Origin of the sequence: Pseudomonas sp. MYb193, from assembly GCF_002966775.1 — a bacterium.
Classification (GTDB): Bacteria; Pseudomonadota; Gammaproteobacteria; order Pseudomonadales; family Pseudomonadaceae; genus Aquipseudomonas; species Aquipseudomonas paracarnis.
Genome location: NZ_CP023269.1, coordinates 4,125,785 through 4,143,443, shown reverse-complemented (window position 1 = coordinate 4,143,443; position 17,659 = coordinate 4,125,785). Strand labels below are relative to the sequence as shown.

The 17,659-nt window shown below is 61.1% G+C and carries 15 protein-coding genes; 8 read left to right on the top strand and 7 right to left on the bottom strand.

The genetic code is table 11. From position 1 onward, the window contains the following. Positions 1–108: 108 nt before the first annotated feature. Positions 109–387, bottom strand: coding sequence for a DUF3509 domain-containing protein (locus CLM72_RS18800; protein ID WP_003172952.1), 279 nt, complete (start codon positions 385–387; stop codon positions 109–111). A gap of 880 nt (positions 388–1,267) precedes the next feature. Between CLM72_RS18800 and CLM72_RS18790 the strand changes: the two genes are divergently transcribed. The 5 genes from CLM72_RS18790 to CLM72_RS18770 all read left to right on the top strand — a co-directional run bounded on the left by CLM72_RS18790 (position 1,268) and on the right by CLM72_RS18770 (position 6,983). Further along, positions 1,268–3,094 (top strand): long-chain-acyl-CoA synthetase, encoded by a 1,827-nt coding sequence (locus CLM72_RS18790; RefSeq protein ID WP_105227492.1) that lies wholly within the window; start codon positions 1,268–1,270, stop codon positions 3,092–3,094. 106 nt (positions 3,095–3,200) lie between these two features. Continuing rightward, a complete protein-coding gene (locus CLM72_RS18785) occupies positions 3,201–3,716 on the top strand; it encodes an ankyrin repeat domain-containing protein (protein ID WP_105227490.1) in 516 nt (171 codons plus the stop codon). Positions 3,717–3,757: 41 nt separating this feature from the next. After that, complete coding sequence (locus CLM72_RS18780; protein WP_105227488.1) at positions 3,758–4,288, top strand: hypothetical protein; 531 nt, start codon at positions 3,758–3,760, stop codon at positions 4,286–4,288. Positions 4,289–4,355: 67 nt separating this feature from the next. Then, positions 4,356–4,547 (top strand): PLDc N-terminal domain-containing protein, encoded by a 192-nt coding sequence (locus CLM72_RS18775; protein ID WP_003192770.1) that lies wholly within the window; start codon positions 4,356–4,358, stop codon positions 4,545–4,547. A 348-nt stretch (positions 4,548–4,895) separates the two neighbouring features. Beyond that, positions 4,896–6,983: an LTA synthase family protein gene (locus tag CLM72_RS18770; RefSeq protein WP_105227486.1), complete on the top strand. Its 2,088-nt coding sequence runs from the start codon at positions 4,896–4,898 to the stop codon at positions 6,981–6,983. A 55-nt stretch (positions 6,984–7,038) separates the two neighbouring features. Here CLM72_RS18770 and CLM72_RS18765 read toward each other — a convergent pair whose 3' ends face one another. Continuing rightward, positions 7,039–7,191, bottom strand: coding sequence for a DUF3309 family protein (locus tag CLM72_RS18765; protein ID WP_003192767.1), 153 nt, complete (start codon positions 7,189–7,191; stop codon positions 7,039–7,041). Between the two features lie 327 nt (positions 7,192–7,518). On the opposite strand from CLM72_RS18765, the gene CLM72_RS18760 reads away from it, so the two are divergent. Further along, positions 7,519–8,334 (top strand): SDR family oxidoreductase, encoded by an 816-nt coding sequence (locus tag CLM72_RS18760; protein ID WP_168220183.1) that lies wholly within the window; start codon positions 7,519–7,521, stop codon positions 8,332–8,334. A gap of 127 nt (positions 8,335–8,461) precedes the next feature. Further along, positions 8,462–8,665, top strand: coding sequence for a carbon storage regulator CsrA (gene csrA, locus CLM72_RS18755; protein WP_096143236.1), 204 nt, complete (start codon positions 8,462–8,464; stop codon positions 8,663–8,665). Positions 8,666–8,675: 10 nt separating this feature from the next. Here the strand turns inward: csrA and CLM72_RS18750 are convergent, their stop codons facing one another. The 5 genes from CLM72_RS18750 to mnmC all read right to left on the bottom strand — a co-directional run bounded on the left by CLM72_RS18750 (position 8,676) and on the right by mnmC (position 15,968). After that, positions 8,676–8,903 (bottom strand): YheU family protein, encoded by a 228-nt coding sequence (locus CLM72_RS18750; protein ID WP_003192759.1) that lies wholly within the window; start codon positions 8,901–8,903, stop codon positions 8,676–8,678. Between the two features lie 72 nt (positions 8,904–8,975). Beyond that, complete coding sequence (locus tag CLM72_RS18745) at positions 8,976–10,160, bottom strand: osmoprotectant NAGGN system M42 family peptidase (RefSeq protein ID WP_034126152.1); 1,185 nt, start codon at positions 10,158–10,160, stop codon at positions 8,976–8,978. A gap of 149 nt (positions 10,161–10,309) precedes the next feature. After that, positions 10,310–12,055, bottom strand: a complete 1,746-nt coding sequence (gene ngg / locus CLM72_RS18740; RefSeq protein WP_105227482.1) for an N-acetylglutaminylglutamine synthetase — start codon at positions 12,053–12,055, stop codon at positions 10,310–10,312. A gap of 3 nt (positions 12,056–12,058) precedes the next feature. Next, positions 12,059–13,831, bottom strand: coding sequence for an N-acetylglutaminylglutamine amidotransferase (locus CLM72_RS18735; RefSeq protein WP_105227480.1), 1,773 nt, complete (start codon positions 13,829–13,831; stop codon positions 12,059–12,061). Positions 13,832–13,967: 136 nt separating this feature from the next. Continuing rightward, complete coding sequence (gene mnmC / locus CLM72_RS18730; protein ID WP_105227478.1) at positions 13,968–15,968, bottom strand: bifunctional tRNA (5-methylaminomethyl-2-thiouridine)(34)-methyltransferase MnmD/FAD-dependent 5-carboxymethylaminomethyl-2-thiouridine(34) oxidoreductase MnmC; 2,001 nt, start codon at positions 15,966–15,968, stop codon at positions 13,968–13,970. A gap of 154 nt (positions 15,969–16,122) precedes the next feature. Here mnmC and pap point away from each other — a divergent pair, with 154 nt between their 5' ends. Further along, positions 16,123–17,637 carry a polyphosphate:AMP phosphotransferase gene (gene pap / locus CLM72_RS18725; RefSeq protein WP_105227476.1) on the top strand — a complete coding sequence of 505 codons (1,515 nt, stop codon included), beginning with the start codon at positions 16,123–16,125 and terminating at the stop codon, positions 17,635–17,637. The last annotated feature ends 22 nt before the right edge of the window (positions 17,638–17,659 follow it).

Here is a 17,659-nt window from a genome sequence, read left to right as displayed (position 1 = left end):
ACTTGGGACCACTAAAAGGGCTGCGGGACCGAATAAAAACGCCCGATACAATGCATCGGGCGTCGGGAAGAACCAGGTGTAAACCTATTCAGGACTGGATACTGTCGCTTAGGCCGAATGATAAGTCGGCAGCGCAAAGCGGTTCTGGCTTTGCAGCATCGAAATCTGCGGCAGTTCGCTGGCTTGTTCAGCCAAGTCACGGCGAATGGCGCTGATCACCCAAGTCAGTTGGTCGGCAGTGTGCAACTGCTGATAAGAGATCGAGCGCTTGACCTGCTTACCTTCGCTGTTGCGCAGGGTCAACAGGATGCCGCCGTCCGGACGTGGCTGGGTGGTGACGTCGTAGTTGGAGAATACCGAAGCGAATTTATCTTGGATCAGGCTCATGTCTATCAGCTCCATTGGCTCAAGTTGGCAAGCATGGAGTGATAGGTGCAGTGATTGTGCCAGTATTGGAATTTATAGAAAATCCTTATAAATCAGGTATTTATAAATTTATAGGATTTTCATTTTCGTGCAATTTGCATGAAGGGCCATCGTGCATCCTGCATTTTGCGCTATCCGCCCAGTGGTTTTTCCGCAAGGAGCGGAAGGGCTGTAATGATACTGACCGCCTTTTGCTCGGAAAAATCCACATACACGATATAGGCGTATCCCCCCGCTAACTACGATGCGAAGCGAGCCGCTCTTGATCTTGCTCTTGATCTGCTTTTGATCTCAGGCGCCCCGTTAAACCACGCTGGCCGAACGCAGGCTTGAATTCGTGGGTAACCCGGCAGGACGCCGGGTTAGCCGCCCCGCGCCATGGATGGCGCGGGGCGGCGGCCCACGGATTCAAGACTGTGTTCGGGCACACCGAGCCTAGGCGAGGTGCCGAGTGGTGGGGCTGAGCGTTTTGCTTACTTTTGCGCTTTTTCAAAAGTGAGCCGCCGTCAGGCGGAACCCTAAGTGGCCGTTACCGCAGGAATGGATATCTACACAATCCAACTGTGTCGCCTGTCAGGCCGCCTTCGCGAGCAAGCCCGCTCCCACAATTGGATCGTGGGATGTCAGGTAGAGAAGTGTCGGCTGGTAGGTCGTCATCGCAGGCAAGCCAGCTCCCACAGTTGGAGCGCGGGGCGGCAGGGAGATAAGCATCGGGCAGCCGCCACGGGATACAAAACTTTTCAAATCCCGCGTGTACAGCCAAAGAACCGCTGACGTATTTTCCGCTACACCAGTCGATGTACCTGGACCAGACCAAGAATAAGAAAAGGGACGTCCCGCCATGACTCATCAGCAAATCGACATGATCACCTGGCGCATGATGCTGCGTAAGGTGCCTGCCATCGTTCGGGCGCTACCACGGGTGGTGCGCGGCATGCGTGCGGCCAACGTCACCGACCCCAGCCAACCCTGCGGCCTGGGCTGGCATTTCGAACAAGCCACCTTGCGTAACCCGGAGGGTGCTGCCCTGCTGTATGGGGACAGCGTGATCAGCTACCGAGACGCCAATCAGCGCGCCAATCGCATTGCCCATCACTTGCAGGCCCAGGGCATCCGCAAGGGTGACGTGGTGGCGCTGTTTATCGAGAATCGCCCCGAGTTGCTGCTCAACGTGCTGGCCGTGGCCAAGCTGGGCGGCATCTGCGCCATGCTCAATACGGCGCAAACTCAAGGGGCGCTGGTACACAGCCTGACCCTGGTCAAGCCGGTTGCCATTGTGGTCGGTGCCGAATTGCTCGGCGCTTACGCAGCAGTGCGTGATCAAGTTCAGATCCCTGCCGGGCGCACCTGGTTCGTGGCCGATCAGCCCGATAGTAGGGTGCCCGACGGCTACATCGACCTGATGGCCGCCAGTGCCGAAAGCCCGGTGGACAACCCGGCAAGTTCGGCGCAGGTGTTCTTCCACGATCCCTGCTTCTATATCTACACCTCCGGCACCACCGGCTTGCCCAAGGCCGGCATCATGAAGCACGGGCGCTGGACCAAAACCGCCGTGAGCTTCGGCAGTATCGCCCTGGACATGGGGCCGCAGGACGTCCTCTATTGCACCTTGCCGCTGTACCACGCCACCGGCTTGTGCGTGTGCTGGGGGGCGGCGATTATCGGTGCTTCGGGCTTTGCCATTCGGCGCAAATTCAGCGCCAGCCAGTTCTGGGACGATGCACGCCAGTTCAAGGCGACCACCCTGGGCTATGTCGGTGAGCTGTGCCGCTATCTGCTCGACCAGCCCGCGAGTGCGCAGGACCGCGATAACCAGGTGACCAAGATGGTCGGCAACGGCCTGCGCCCCGGTGTGTGGGCGCAGTTCAAGCAGCGTTATGGCGTGGAGCATATCTGCGAACTGTATGCCGCCAGCGACGGCAATATCGGCTTTACCAACGTGCTGAATTTTGACAACACCATCGGCTTTTGCCTGCAGCATTGGGCGCTGGTGGATTACGCCCATGACAGCGGTGAACCGCTGCGCGGCAACAATGGGTTCATGGTCAAGGTGCCCACTGGCGGGCAGGGCCTGCTATTGGCGCGCATTGATGATAAGTCGCCCTTCGACGGTTACACCGACCCGGAAAAGAACCGCAAGGTGGTACTGACCGACGTATTCGAAAAAGGCGACCGCTATTTCAACACCGGCGACCTGGTGCGCAGCATCGGTTTCGGCCATGCGCAATTTGTCGATCGCCTGGGGGATACCTATCGCTGGAAGGGCGAAAACGTCTCGACCACCGAGGTGGAAAACGTCCTGCTGAAACACCCGCAGATCGCTGAAGTGGTGGCCTATGGCGTCGAGATCGACAACACCAACGGCCGCGCAGGCATGGTCGCCATCACCCCCTGCGAATCCCTGGCCAGCCTGGACATGCGCGAACTGCTGCAATTCGCCCACGGCCAGTTGCCCCCTTATGCGGTGCCGTTGTTTTTGCGGATCAAGGTGAAGATGGAAACCACCGGCACGTTCAAGTACCAGAAAGTGAAGCTCAAGGAGCAAGGGTTCGACCCGGACAAGGCTGGCAATGACCCGGTCTACGCCTGGTTGCCGGGTTCGGACACCTATGTGCCGGTGACCGGGCAATTGCTGGCGCAGATCCAGGGCGGCCAATTCCGTTATTGATTCTGGCTATGGCGGCTTTTGACAAAAAAGCCATGACACCGGGGAACTCCATCGCGACACTGGGCGCCTTAAACAGTTATGTCAGTCGCCTCAGCAAGGAGCCCCCATGTCAGATCAGCCTAAACAAATGACCGAAGACGAAGCCGCCGAGTTTGCCGAGCAAGTCTTCGACGTCGCTCGGCGCGGCGACGCCGCCATGCTTGCCGCACTGTTGGCGAAAGGCCTGCCGGCCAACTTTCGTAATCACAATGGCGACACCTTGTTGATGCTCGCGGCGTACCACGGCCATGCCGAGGCGGTCAAAGTGCTGCTGGAGTTCAAGGCCGACCCCCTGATCGCCAACGACAAGAACCAGTTGCCGATTGCCGGCGCGGCGTTCAAAGGCAACCTGCCGGTGGTCCAGGCGTTGATCGAAGGCGGCACGCCGATTGACGCGGCCTCCTCGGACGGGCGTACGGCCTTGATGATGGCGGCGATGTTCAACCGCGTTGAGATGGTTGACTATCTGCTTGGTAAAGGCGCAAACCCCAAGGCCACCGATGCACAAGGCGCGACGGCACTGGCTGCGGCGCAGACCATGGGCGCGGTGGATACGGCGGCGCAGTTGCAGAAACTGGTGTAGGCTACGCGCCCTTCAAAACTTGCCCGTTACAGGATCGCCCCATGAAAACCGCCCTCGTCGAACTCATCAGCAAAATCAGCGCCGGCGTCATGGGGGAGGATGAGGTAGCGCGTATTGCCGACGAAGCGGCCCAGGCCTACGCGGACCCGGCGGCGTTCCTGGCGGCCAATCCTGATATCAACTACGACGACAGTTTTCCGATCCCGCTGGGGGAGTGGGTGGTGGTCGGTAGCCTGCCGGACACGGTGTTGTTCCAGGCCGATACCTATGGCGACCTGTTTGCCCAGATCGTTGCGTCGTTCGGTCCGGGCGTGGCGTTCAACCTCAAGCCCAAGCAACTGGCCAAGACCGAAGACCTGACCGCGCTCAACCGCATCCAGATCCAGATGAGCGCTCTGAGCCCGGAAGACGGCGGTTATGTGCTGATGAACTTCAGCCAGTTGCTGGATGACGAGATCCAGGCAGTGCTGGTGTTCGGTAACGACCTGCCGCGGGTGCTGGAACTGTGTGCCGAAGTCGGCATCAAGGCCGAGCCCTCGCTTGAAGCCTTGAGGATTGCCGTACACGTCTGAAATAAAACGGAACCCGCGCCAAGGCTGACTATCCTACAAGGGCATGCCCTCACTTAGGAGCGACACCATGGGTTCCACGTTTAATAGTCTGATTGGCCTGATCATCCTCGCGCTGGATATCTGGGCGATCATCAACGTGTTCAAAAGCGGCGCCAGCACCGGCGCCAAAGTGCTGTGGATCCTGTTGATCCTGCTGTTGCCAGTGCTGGGCCTGATCATCTGGGCTATCGCCGGGCCGCGCGGTAACGTGCGGATCTGACGACCCACTCGATTTGGAGCGGGCACAGTCAATGTGGGAGCTGGCTTGCCTGCTCCCACAAGGGGGTTCACGGCATTAATTAAATTTGTGTGTCGAAAGTATTCTCCGCACGAAATTTTCACATCCCATCCAAGACAATTCCCCGGCTTTATCCGGCTGCCAAGGCTCTGTCTCCAGTGCCCTTAAAGGCAGGGCCGTGGCATACGTTCAGTAATTAATAGCCTTGCCGGCCTTGATCGGGCACCATTTGCGCCACCGCGTTAACCGCCTACCCCAGCCAGCCTGGGCGAGGGACGGACGCCACTGCATTATTTCGCAACTTAAACTTCCAATGGGTCCTAAAACGACATGGCAAACCCGGACGCCCTGAATCAGCAGCGAGCTTCAAATCGCCTGCTGCAACCGACCGTCAAATCCCATCTGGCGTACACGCTGCTCTGCGCACTGGTCATGATGGTGATGTTTTCTCTGCTGCGCTTGGCGTTGCTGGTCTATAACCGCGAGATGATCCTCGATACGCCGGCCTCGACGTTCCTCGAAGCCTTCGCCAACGGCCTGCGCCTGGACATTCGCCTGGTGATGTACCTGCTGATTCCGCTGCTGTTGGCGCTGTTCAGCGTGCGAGCGATGGCGGCGCGTGGGTTCTTCCGTTTGTGGCTGACCGTTGCGTCCAGCATCGCCTTGTTCCTTGGCCTGATGGAGATGGACTTCTACCGCGAATTCCACCAGCGCCTCAACGGCCTGGTCTTCCAGTATGTGAAGGAAGACCCGAGCACCGTGATGAGCATGCTCTGGTACGGTTTCCCGGTGGTGCGTTACCTGCTGGCCTGGGCCGTGGGCACGCTGATCCTGAGCATGGCCTTCAAGGGCGCTGACCGCGCAACGCGCCCACGGGGCCCCTTCAGCGGCGGCACTATCAGCACGCGCCAGGTGGCGCCATGGTACAGCCGCATCGCAGTGTTCATGGTTTGCCTGCTGGTCGCCGTGGTCGCCATCCGTGGCACCCTGCGCCAGGGGCCACCGCTGCGTTGGGGTGACGTCTACACCACCGATTCGAACTTCGCCAACCAGCTGGGCCTCAATGGCACCCTGTCGCTGATCGCGGCGGCCAAGGCGCGCTTTGGTGAAGACCGCGCCAACATCTGGAAGGCGACCCTGGAACAACCGCTGGCCACCCAGACCGTGCGCGACATGCTGGTGCTGCCGCAAGAGAAGCTGGTAGACACCGACACCGCAGCCGTGCGCCGTGACTTCACGCCACCGGCCGAGAAAACCCTGCCGATCAAGAACGTCGTAGTGATCCTCATGGAAAGCTTCGCCGGTCACTCGGTGGGCGCATTGGGGCGTCCGGGCAATATCACCCCGTACTTCGACAAGTTGACCCAGGAAGGCTTGCTGTTCGACCGCTTCTTCTCCAACGGCACCCACACCCACCAGGGTATGTTCGCCACCATGGCCTGCTTCCCGAACCTGCCGGGCTTCGAATACCTGATGCAGACCCCGGAAGGCAGCCACAAGTTGTCGGGCCTGCCACAGTTGCTCAGTGCGCGTGATTTCGACGATGTGTATGTCTACAACGGCGATTTCGCCTGGGACAACCAGTCGGGTTTCTTCAGCAACCAGGGCATGACCAACTTCGTCGGCCGCAACGACTTTGTCGACCCGGTGTTCTCCGACCCTACATGGGGCGTGTCCGACCAGGACATGTTCAACCGTGGCCTGGAGGAGCTTAAAGCCCGTGAAGGCGGCAAGCCGTTCTACGCGTTGCTGCAAACCCTGTCCAACCACACGCCGTACGCGTTGCCAACGCCATTGCCGGTTGAGAAAGTCACCGACCGTGGCAGCCTCAACGAGCATTTGACGGCCATGCGCTACTCCGACTGGGCCTTGGGCCAGTTCTTTGAAAAGGCCCGCAAGGAGCCGTACTTCAAGGAAACCCTGTTCGTGATTGTCGGTGACCACGGTTTTGGCAATGAGCAGCAGATCACCGAGATGGACCTGGGTCGCTTCAACGTGCCGATGCTGATGATTGCACCGGGCATGCGCGAGAAGTTCGGTGAGCGTGACCACACCGTGGGCACCCAGATCGACATCGTGCCGACCATCATGGGCCGCCTGGGCGGCGATACCTTGCACCAGTGCTGGGGCCGCGACCTGCTGAACCTGCCGGAAGGTGACAAGGGTTTCGGCGTGATCAAGCCATCGGGCAGCGACCAGACCGTGGCCTTGCTCACCGGCGATCGCGTGCTGGTATTGCCCAAGGAAATGCCACCCAAGTTGTGGGAATACACACTGGGCGCCGAGCCGACTGGCAAGGTGATTCCTGAGTCGCCGGACGAAGCTGCGCTCAAGCAGAAACTCGAGTCGTTCCTGCAGACCGCGACCAAGAGCCTGCTGGATAACACCGCAGGTGTGGTAGATGGCAAACCGGACTAACTGACCGGCAATAAAAAAGAGGCCTCAATTGAGGCCTCTTTTTTTGTCCGGGGTTTTATATCTTGCCGAGCAACAACAGCACCAGCAGAACAACCAGTACCACACCCAGGATACCCGACGGTCCATAACCCCAGTTACGCGAGTGCGGGAACACGGGCAGGCCACCGACCAGCAGGAGGATCAGGATAATGATTAGAATGAGGCTCATGGTTTTATTCCTTATAGGTTCTGTGCAAAACCGGCTGTTTGACCGTTATCTCGTCCATGTGCATTGGGACGCCTTAACCATTCCGACTCATGCACTTGGCAGAAAATTCATTGTTTTTCTAAAACATTTTGATTAGTTGCTTATTTCTTTTACCCCGTACGCAACTTGAACTAATCAGTTGAAAAAAATTGAACTTGGGCTATATGCGCGACTGCGACCCAGCCACGGGTTTGCCTCTGGCATTCATCAATCTGATGGTGCGTGGGTGCAGGAAAAACCTTCGCTACACTGCCGGTCACTTCTTCGGTAAACCACAAGGTTACTTCTATGCAAAACCGCATGATGATCACTGGCGCCGGGTCTGGCCTGGGTCGCGAAATCGCTCTGCGCTGGGCCCGTGAAGGTTGGCAGTTGGCGTTGTCCGATGTCAGCGAACCCGGTTTGCAGGAAACCCTCAAGCAGGTTCGCGAGGTCGGGGGGGATGGCTTTATCCAGCGCTGTGACGTGCGTGACTACAGCCAACTCACGGCCTTTGCCCAGGCCTGCGAGGTGAAGCTCGGGGGCATCGATGTGATCGTCAATAACGCCGGCGTGGCCTCGGGCGGGTTCTTCGCTGAACTGTCCCTGGAGGATTGGGACTGGCAGATCGCAATCAACCTGATGGGCGTCGTCAAAGGCTGCAAGGCGTTCCTGCCGCTGCTGGAAAAGAGCAAGGGGCGCATCATCAACATCGCGTCAATGGCAGCGCTGATGCAGGGCCCCGCCATGAGTAACTACAACGTGGCCAAGGCGGGCGTGGTGGCGTTGTCTGAGAGCCTGTTGGTGGAGCTCAAGCAACAGGACGTGGGCGTGCATGTGGTGTGCCCGTCGTTTTTCCAGACCAACCTGCTCGACTCGTTCCGTGGGCCAACCCCAGCCATGAAGGCTCAAGTGGGCAAGTTGCTTGAGAGTTCGCCCATCTCGGCGGCGGATATTGCCGACTACATTTACCAGCGTGTGGCCGAAGGTGAATTCATGATCCTGCCCCACGAGCAAGGCCGCATGGCTTGGGCGTTGAAACAGAAAAATCCGCAGTTGCTGTATGACGAAATGACCCTGATGGCCGACAAGATGCGCGCCAAGGCGCAGGCTGTGAAGGGCTGATTTGGCTGGGGTCTGTCAGGCAAATTACCTACCTATGTAGGCAGCGCCTGATTTGCCCGCAAGCCATTGCCGGTCCAGTGCCAAGGGGGCATGGTCGAGGTCCTGTTATTTGCAAAGGACAACCGCCATGCTGGTCTTAAGCCGTGCCATAGGCGAAGCCATCGCCATTGGCGATGACATCACCGTGCATATCCTTGAAGTGAACGGTACTCATGTGAAATTCGGCATCGAGGCACCGATGGGTGTCAACGTGTACCGCGCCGAGGTGTACCGCAAGATTCTCAAAGGCGAGGGCCAGGCTACCCATCCCGTGCCGGTGCCCAACCTTTAGGCGCAGCTTTTCAGTCGAACAGATGCTTGGGCACATCGTGCTTGAGCATCAACTGGCATTGCTCGCTCTCGGGGTCGAAGACGATCAGCGCCTGGCCTTTGGTCAGCGCCTGGCGCACGCGCAGCACGCGGGTTTCCAGGGGCGTGTCGTCGCCATTGTCGGTGCCGTCGCGGGTGACGAAGTCTTCGATGAGGCGGGTCAGGGTGTCGACTTCAAGTGCATCGTAGGGAATCAGCATACAAGCCTCAGGTGTCAGGTCCCGGCGATGCTACTGCGCCGGGACCTTTGTTGCCAGTATCAACTCACCGCGTCAGGACTTCTGGCCGACCAGGCTGTCTACCGACGGCACGCGGGTGTCGCTCTCCATTTGCGTTTCATGCTCGATCTGATGACTGAACCGATCCAGGGAACCCTGGGCCGGTTGCGCATCGCTGGCAAACACCGGCGGGCTGAGGATGTAAGCGCCCAGCAAGCGGCTCAGGGCGGCCAGGCTGTCTATATGGGTACGCTCGTAACCGTGGGTGGCGTCACAACCGAAGGCGAGCAGGGCGGTGCGTATATCATGGCCGGCGGTGACCGCCGAGTGCGCATCGCTGAAGTAATAGCGGAACAGATCGCGGCGTACCGGCAGGTCGTTCTCCGAAGCCAGGCGTAGCAAGTGGCGGGACAGGTGATAGTCATAGGGCCCGCCGGAGTCCTGCATGGCCACGCTCACCGCGTGTTCGCTGGAGTGCTGGCCGGGGGCGACCGGGGCAATATCGATGCCGACAAACTCACTCACATCCCAGGGCAGGGCGGCCGCTGCACCACTGCCGGTTTCCTCGGTGATGGTGAACAGCGGGTGGCAGTCGATCAGCAAGGGTTCGCCACTGTCGACGATGGCCTTGAGCGCGGCGAGCAGGGCGGCGACGCCGGCCTTGTCGTCCAGGTGGCGAGCGCTGATATGCCCGCTCTCGGTGAACTCGGGCAGTGGGTCGAACGCTACGTAGTCACCGACGCTGATTCCCAGGGAATCGCAGTCGGCACGCGTGGCGCAGTAGGCGTCCAGGCGCAGTTCCACATGGTCCCAGCTCACCGGCATTTCATCCACGGCAGTGTTGAACGCGTGCCCGGAGGCCATCAACGGCAATACGCTGCCGCGAATCACGCCGTTGTCGGTGAACAGGCTGACCCGGCTACCTTCGGCAAAGCGGCTCGACCAGCAGCCCACCGGCGCCAGGGTCAGGCGCCCGTTGTCCTTGATCGCACGCACGGCGGCGCCGATGGTGTCCAGGTGGGCGGAGACGGCGCGGTCAGGGCTGTTTTTCTGGCCCTTGAGGGTGGCGCGAATGGTGCCGCGCCGGGTCATTTCAAACGGGATGCCGAGTTCTTCCAGGCGTTCGGCGACGTAACGCACGATGGTGTCGGTAAAACCGGTGGGGCTGGGAATGGCGAGCATCTCCAGCAGCACTTTTTGCAGGTACGCGAGATCGGGTTCGGGGATGGTTCGGGTCATGGAAACTCCTGATGAGTTGAGGGCATCGATGGTTTCGATGAGGGGGGGGCACGGCCTCATCGCGGGCAAGCCCGGCTCCCACATTGGAGTGCGGTCAACTGTGGGAGTCGGGCTTGCCCGCGATAGCGCCGGTACAGGCGACACATCACTTAAGTCGCCGGCTGACTGTGTGGAAACAACAAATCCACAAACTTCTCAGCCGTGGGTTGCGGTTCATGGTTGGCCAGGCCGGCCCGTTCGTTGGCTTCGATAAACACATACTCTGGCTGGTCGGCGGCAGGTACCATCAGGTCCAGGCCGACCATAGGGATATCCAGAGCACGGGCCGCACGCACGGCCGCGTCCACCAGCGTGGGGTGCAGGATCGCCGTGACATCTTCCAGGCAACCCCCGGTGTGCAGGTTGGCGGTGCGTCGCACGGCCAGTTGCACGCCACGGGGCAGGATGCTGTTGTAGTCGTAACCTGCGGCTTTGAGGGTGCGCTCGGTTTCTGCATCCAGCGGGATTTTGCTCTCGCCGTCGGTGGCCGCCTGGCGACGACGGCTTTGCGCCTGGATCAACGCGCGAATCGAATGTTGGCCGTCGCCGATCACTTCGGCGGGGCGACGAATCGCAGCCGCGACCACTTCAAAACCGATCACCAGAATCCGCAGGTCCAGGCCTTCGTGGAAGCTTTCCAGCAACACGCGGCTGTCGAACTGGCGCGCCGCTTCGATCGCCTGCTGCACCTCTTCGATGCTGCGCAGATCCACGGCGACGCCATGGCCTTGCTCGCCATCCAGCGGCTTGACCACGATGCGCTGGTGTTCGTCGAGAAACTCCAGGTTGTCGTCGGCACTGCCCGCCAACTGTTGCACCGGCACCTGCAGGCCCGCCGCCTTGAGCACCTTGTGGGTCAGGCTCTTGTCCTGGCACAGAGTCATGCTGATGGCGCTGGTCAGGTCGCTCAGGGACTCACGGCAACGCACGCGACGCCCGCCGTGGCTAAGGGTGAACAAACCCGCATCGGCATCGTCCACTTGCACATCAATACCGCGTCGGTGGGCTTCTTCGACAATGATGCGTGCGTAAGGGTTGAACTCCGCCTGGGGCCCGGGGCCCAGAAACAGCGGTTGATTGATGCCGTTCTTGCGCTTGATCGCGAAGGTGGTCAACGCCCGAAAGCCGAGTTTGGCGTAAAGGCTCTTGGCCTGGCGGTTATCGTGCAGCACCGACAAGTCCAGGTAGCTCAAGCCTCGGCTCATGAAGTGCTCCACCAAGTGGCGCACCAACACTTCACCGACGCCAGGGCGCGTGCATTGAGGGTCGACGGCCAGGCACCAGAGGCTGCATCCGTTCTCCGGGTCGTGGAAGGCCTTGTGATGGTTGAGGCCCATTACGCTGCCAATCACCGCGCCGCTGTCTTCATCTTCGGCCAGCCAGTACACCGGGCCGCCTTGATGACGTGGGGTGAGGCGTTCCGGGTCGACAGGCAGCATCCCGCGGCCCTGGTACAAGTGGTTGACCGCTTGCCAGTCGGCCTCGCTCTGTACCCGGCGAATGCGAAAGCCGCGAAACACCCGGGTGGCCGGGCGGTAGTCGGTGAACCACAGGCGCAGGGTGTCGGACGGGTCGAGGAACAGTTGCTGCGGGTCAATGCCCAGGATTTGCTGGGGCGCGGCCACGTACAGCGCGATATCGCGCTCGCCGGGCTGCTCGTTGAGCAGTTCCAGGGCCAGGCTTGCCGGGTCGGGAAAGGTGTGGCCGATCAACAAACGGCCCCAGCCGCAATGCACGGCAATGGGGTCGGCGGCCAGGGCGCTGCCATCTTCGGCCAGGCGCGCTTGCAGGCGCTCGTAGGTCGGCGCCTGGCCCTTGAGTAAGCGTTGGCTGTAAGCCGCGGCATTCGGTTTCATGGATCAGATTCCTTGTTCGCTCAGCCACAGGTTCAGCGCCGCCAACTGCCACAGCTTGGAGCCGCGCAGTGGGGTCAGTTGGCCTTGCGGGTCGGTGAGCAAGCGGTCGAGCATGGCCGGGTTGAACAGCCCGCGGTCCTGGCTCGGGTCCAGCAGCAACTCGCGCACCCAGTTCAAGGTATCGCCCTGCAGGTGCTTGAGGCCGGGCACGGGGAAGTAGCCTTTCTTGCGGTCGATGACTTCGCTGGGGATGACCCGGCGCGCCGCTTCCTTGAGCACCTGTTTGCCGCCGTCGGGTAGCTTGAACTGGGCCGGCACACGGGCCGACAGCTCTACCAGGCGGTAGTCGAGGAACGGCGTGCGCGCTTCCAGGCCCCAGGCCATGGTCATGTTGTCGACGCGCTTGACCGGGTCATCCACCAGCATCACCGTGCTGTCCAGGCGCAGGGCCTTGTCCACGGCCGCGTCGGCGCCCGGCATTGCAAAGTGCTCGCGCACGAAATCGCCGGCGGCGTCGTTGGCGGTCAGCCATTGGGGTGCGACGGTCGCCGCGTAGTCGTCGTAGCTGCGGTCGAAAAACGCCTCGCGATAGGCCGCGTACGGGTCGCTGGCACCGTCCACTTGCGGGTACCAGTGGTAACCGGCGAACAGTTCATCGGCGCCCTGGCCGCTCTGCACCACTTTGCAATGCTTGGCCACTTCCCGCGACAGCAGGTAGAAGGCGATGCAGTCATGGCTGACCATCGGCTCGCTCATGGCGCGGAAGGCGGCCGGCAGTTGCTCGATGATCTCGCTTTCGGCGATGCGCAGTTGGTGGTGATGGGTGCCGTAGTGTTTGGCGATCAGGTCTGAGTACTGGAACTCGTCGCCACGTTCGCCGCCGGCGTCTTCAAAGCCGATGGAAAAGGTCGACAAATCCTCCACGCCCACTTCACGCAGCAGGCCGACGAGCATGCTCGAGTCGACGCCGCCTGACAGCAGCACGCCGACATCCACGGCGGCGCGTTGGCGGATGGCCACGGCTTCGCGGGTGCTGTCGAGCACGCGGTCGGTCCAGTCTTCCAGGGTCAGGTGTTTTTCGTCCTCATGGGGCCCGTAGGGCAGGGTCCACCAGGTTTTCTGTTCGGTTTTGCCGTTGGCGTCGATGCGCATCCAACTGGCGGGCGGCAGCTTTTCGATGCCGGCCAACAGCGTGCGCGGCGCAGGGACCACGGCGTGGAAATTCAGGTAATGGTTGAGGGCGACCGGATCGAGGATCGGGTTGATATCCCCACCCTTGAGCAACGCTGGCAACGCCGAGGCGAAACGCAGGCGCTGACCGGTGCGCGACAGGTACAAGGGCTTCACCCCGAGACGGTCACGAGCGATGAACAGACGCTGGGCATCACGCTCCCAGATGGCGAAAGCGAACATGCCGTTGAGCTTGGGCAGCAGCGCTTCGCCCCAGGCGTGATAGCCCTTGAGCAGCACTTCGGTGTCGCCGCCGGAATAGAAGGCGTAACCCAGGGCTTCCAGCTCTTGGCGCAGCTCCGGGAAATTATAGATAGCGCCATTGAACGCCAGGGACAGCCCCAGATGGGCGTCGACCATCGGTTGGGCAGAGCCGTCCGACAGGTCCATGATTTTCAAGCGGCGGTGGCCCAGGGCAATCGGCCCTTGGGCATGAAAGCCCCAGGCGTCGGGGCCTCGGGGGGCGAGGTGGTGCGTGATGCGTTCTACGGCTGCCAGGTCGGCAGGTTGATGATCAAAGCGTAACTCGCCAGCTAGTCCACACATAAGTTCCTTACCGGTTTTTCCGTTGGGGAGGGGTCAATACTCAATACGCCCAAAAGGGCGCGTACCCAGAAACTGACCCAGTGCTATGCGTGGAGTTTTAGACCGATAAGTTATAAGGCAGATAGCCGCCTTGCCTTTAATCCGGCTTTTTTTGTGCAGCGCCTTGGCCTCGCACCAGCGCGCGCAGGGCAAATCGATTGGGGTGGCAAGCCTCGGCTACGCTGGTTGGCACGGGCAGGGGCTCATCACTCAGCCATGCAGCCAGCAGTTCGCCGCACAACGGCGCAGTGATCAGGCCACGCGAACCATGGCCGCTATTGAGAAACAGCCCCGGCAGCCACGGGCATGGCGTTTGTGGCACTTGCCGGGCGTCTTTGCCCAGTACCGCATAAGCCTGCTCAAACGCCGCATGGTCGGCCAGTGGCCCAACGATGGGCAGGTAGTCGGGGCTGGTACAACGAAACGCGGCACGGCCTTCCAGTTGTTCGGCCGCCAGGCGGTCGGCACCCAGGCGCTGCAGCAGGTCGGTAGACATCTCGCGCAGCATCTGCAGGTTGCCGCTGTGTTCGGCGGGCGTGGGCGTGAGGTCTTGATTGTTGAAGTCAAAACTGGCGCCCAGGGTGTGTTCGCCAAGCCGGGCCGGCGCGACGTAGCCCTCGGCACAGACCACCGTGGCCAGCGCTTTACTCGCGCAGGTTTGCGCCAGCCGAGTGATCTGCCCACGGATGCGCTTGAGCGGTATGTCAGCACTGAAGGGGAAACGCTTGATCTCCGCAGCCCCTGCGAGCACCACGACACCGGCGCTGGCCAGTACGCGGTCACCGGCGCGGGCTTGCCATTGGTCGTCGAGCCGGTGCAGTTCCAGTGCCTCGTGGTGGGTGAGCACTTCAATCAGTGGATGTTTGGCCTGCCACTGGCACAGCGCGGGCGGATGCACCCAACCGCCCTGTGGAAAAAACAACCCGCCGTGGGCCAGTTCGATTCCCGCCTTTTGCTGCGCCTGCTCGCGGTCCAGCAGATGCAGCAGGTCCGGAGCAAAGGCGTTTGCCAATTGAGCCTGACGCTGGATCTCTTTGGCGTCAAACGCCAGTTGCAACACGCCACAACCGTCCCAATCGACACCTCGGTGCAAATGTTCCAGCAGGCGTCGGGTGTGGCCAAAACCGCTGACTATCAGCTGGGACAAGGCCGTGCCATGGGCCGAAAGCTTGAGGTACAACACACCCTGTGGGTTGCCCGACGCTTCCTGTGCCAAGCCGGCGTGGCGCTCCAGAAGGCTGACACGCCAACCCCTGGCGGCCAGGCTGGCGGCGGTCGCGCACCCGGCCAGGCCACCGCCGATGACCAGGGCATGACGTTCTCCCTCGATGGCGGGTGGCCGGGCGAACCAGGGTTTACGTGGGGCGGGCGCGGGTAAGTCGGCGGGCCAACCGACAAACTCCCCACGCAGGATCTCCCACTTATGGCCGATGCCTGGCGTGCGTTTCATCTTGAACCCGGCGGCATTGATCAACCGCCTTACCCAGCCGGTGCTGGTGAAGGTGCTGATGGTTGAGCCCGGTGCCGCCAGGCGCGCCAGTTGGGCGAACAGCTCGGCGGTCCACATGTCGGGGTTTTTCGCCGGGGCAAACCCGTCGAGAAACCATGCATCGACCTGGGCGTCCAGTTGCGGCAATTGTTCCAGCGCATCGCCGATCAACAGGGTCAGGGTCACGCGGCCGTTGTTCAGTACCAGGCGCTGGAAACCCTGGTGGATGGCAATGTATTGCGCCAGCAGTTGCTCGGCCAAGGGTTGCAGTTCGGGCCAGAGGGCGAGGGCGCGTTGCAGGTCGGCATGGCTGAGTGGGTACTTTTCCACGCTGACAAAGTGCAGCCGCGCACCGGCGACTGCGTGCTGTTCGAACAACTGCCAGGCGCAGAGGAAGTTCAAGCCGGTGCCGAAGCCAGTTTCACCAATCACCAGGCGCCCACCTGCGGGCAAGGCGGCGAAGCGTTCCTGCAAGCGGTTCTGCTTCAGGAACACGTAGCGGGTTTCTTCCAGGCCCGACTGGTCGGAGAAATACACGTCGTCGAATACCCGCGAATGCGGGCGGCCTTGGTCATCCCAGTCGAGCTGGGCGTGGGTGATGGGGTTCATGGCGGCTCATAAAATGAAAGCGGGCAAAGGCAAGGCGGCCATTCTAGCCGATCAACAGGCGTTGAATTGATCCATGGCAAGGCTGGGTTGTATTTCCTTGCGCGTGTCGGGGCCCAATCCGCTAGTCTTGAGCCATCTTGAAACGGAGCTGCCCATGTTCGAATCCGCCGAAATCGGTCACGCCATCGACAAAGAAACCTACGACGCCGAAGTGCCGGCCCTGCGTGAAGCCTTGCTGGAAGTTCAGTACGAACTGCAACAGCAGAAACGCTTCCCGGTGATCATCCTCATCAACGGCATCGAGGGCGCGGGCAAGGGTGAAACCGTCAAGCTGCTCAATGAATGGATGGACCCGCGCCTGATCGAAGTGCGCACCTTCGACCAGCAGACCGACGAAGAACTGGCGCGTCCACCGGCCTGGCGCTACTGGCGGCAACTGCCGGCCAAGGGCCGCATGGGCATTTTCTTCGGCAACTGGTACAGCCAGATGCTGCAAGGCCGCGTGCATGGGCAGATCAAGGATGCGCGCCTGGACCAGGCCATCGCCGGCGCCGAACGTCTGGAAAAGATGCTCTGCGATGAAGGTGCGCTGATCTTCAAGTTCTGGTTCCACCTGTCCAAAAAACAGATGAAGGCGCGCCTCAAGGCGCTGGCCGACGACCCGCTGCACAGCTGGCGCATCAGCCCATTGGACTGGCAGCAGTCCAAGACCTACGACAAGTTCGTGCATTTCGGTGAGCGTGTGCTGCGCCGCACCAGCCGCGATTACGCGCCGTGGCATGTGATCGAAGGCGTCGACCCCCTTTACCGTGGGCTGACCGTGGGCAAGATCCTGCTCGATGGGCTGCAAAGTGCCCTGAAGCAGGCCAAGGTCAAGGCCAGCGGCATGAACCCGGCGCCGTTGCTTGCCTCGGTGGACCGCAAGAGCCTGCTCGACAGCCTCGACATGACCCTGCGCCTGGACAAGGATGATTACGAAGAACAACTGATTACCGAGCAGGCGCGCTTCTCTGGCCTGATGCGCGACAAACGCATGCGCAAGCACGCGCTGGTAAGCGTGTTCGAGGGCAACGACGCGGCGGGCAAGGGTGGGGCGATCCGTCGAGTGGCGGCAGCACTGGACCCGCGCCAGTACCACATCGTGCCGATTGCCGCGCCCAGCGAAGACGAACGGGCCCAGCCTTATCTATGGCGGTTCTGGCAGAAGATCCCGGCGCGCGGCATGTTCACCGTGTTTGACCGCTCCTGGTACGGCCGCGTGCTGGTGGAGCGCATCGAAGGCTTCTGTACCCCTGCGGACTGGATGCGCGCCTATGGCGAGATCAATGACTTCGAAGAGCAACTGCGCGATGCGGGGGTGATCGTGGTCAAGTTCTGGCTGGCCATCGACAAGGAGACGCAACTGGAGCGCTTCCAGGCCCGTGAAGAAATCCCCTTCAAACGCTTCAAGATCACCGAAGACGACTGGCGCAATCGCGACAAGTGGGACGACTACCGCGCGGCAGTGGGCGATATGGTTGACCGCACCAGCACCGAGGTGGCGCCCTGGACTCTGGTAGAGGCCAACGACAAGCGCTGGGCGCGGGTCAAGGTGCTGCGCACCATCAACCGTGCGCTGGAAGAAGCGTTTGATAAAAGCGACAAGCACGACAAGAAGAAAAAGAAATAGCCTGAGGGGCTTGCCGTTTCCC

What these genes read in the sequence shown, in the direction of transcription:
- CLM72_RS18800 (WP_003172952.1), bottom strand. Translation starts at nt 387, where the DNA reads ATGAGCCTGATCCAAGATAAATTCGCTTCGGTATTCTCCAACTACGAC.
- CLM72_RS18790 (WP_105227492.1), top strand. Translation starts at nt 1,268, where the DNA reads ATGACTCATCAGCAAATCGACATGATCACCTGGCGCATGATGCTGCGT.
- CLM72_RS18785 (WP_105227490.1), top strand. Translation starts at nt 3,201, where the DNA reads ATGTCAGATCAGCCTAAACAAATGACCGAAGACGAAGCCGCCGAGTTT.
- CLM72_RS18780 (WP_105227488.1), top strand. Translation starts at nt 3,758, where the DNA reads ATGAAAACCGCCCTCGTCGAACTCATCAGCAAAATCAGCGCCGGCGTC.
- CLM72_RS18775 (WP_003192770.1), top strand. Translation starts at nt 4,356, where the DNA reads ATGGGTTCCACGTTTAATAGTCTGATTGGCCTGATCATCCTCGCGCTG.
- CLM72_RS18770 (WP_105227486.1), top strand. Translation starts at nt 4,896, where the DNA reads ATGGCAAACCCGGACGCCCTGAATCAGCAGCGAGCTTCAAATCGCCTG.
- CLM72_RS18765 (WP_003192767.1), bottom strand. Translation starts at nt 7,191, where the DNA reads ATGAGCCTCATTCTAATCATTATCCTGATCCTCCTGCTGGTCGGTGGC.
- CLM72_RS18760 (WP_168220183.1), top strand. Translation starts at nt 7,519, where the DNA reads ATGCAAAACCGCATGATGATCACTGGCGCCGGGTCTGGCCTGGGTCGC.
- csrA (WP_096143236.1), top strand. Translation starts at nt 8,462, where the DNA reads ATGCTGGTCTTAAGCCGTGCCATAGGCGAAGCCATCGCCATTGGCGAT.
- CLM72_RS18750 (WP_003192759.1), bottom strand. Translation starts at nt 8,903, where the DNA reads ATGCTGATTCCCTACGATGCACTTGAAGTCGACACCCTGACCCGCCTC.
- CLM72_RS18745 (WP_034126152.1), bottom strand. Translation starts at nt 10,160, where the DNA reads ATGACCCGAACCATCCCCGAACCCGATCTCGCGTACCTGCAAAAAGTG.
- ngg (WP_105227482.1), bottom strand. Translation starts at nt 12,055, where the DNA reads ATGAAACCGAATGCCGCGGCTTACAGCCAACGCTTACTCAAGGGCCAG.
- CLM72_RS18735 (WP_105227480.1), bottom strand. Translation starts at nt 13,831, where the DNA reads ATGTGTGGACTAGCTGGCGAGTTACGCTTTGATCATCAACCTGCCGAC.
- mnmC (WP_105227478.1), bottom strand. Translation starts at nt 15,968, where the DNA reads ATGAACCCCATCACCCACGCCCAGCTCGACTGGGATGACCAAGGCCGC.
- pap (WP_105227476.1), top strand. Translation starts at nt 16,123, where the DNA reads ATGTTCGAATCCGCCGAAATCGGTCACGCCATCGACAAAGAAACCTAC.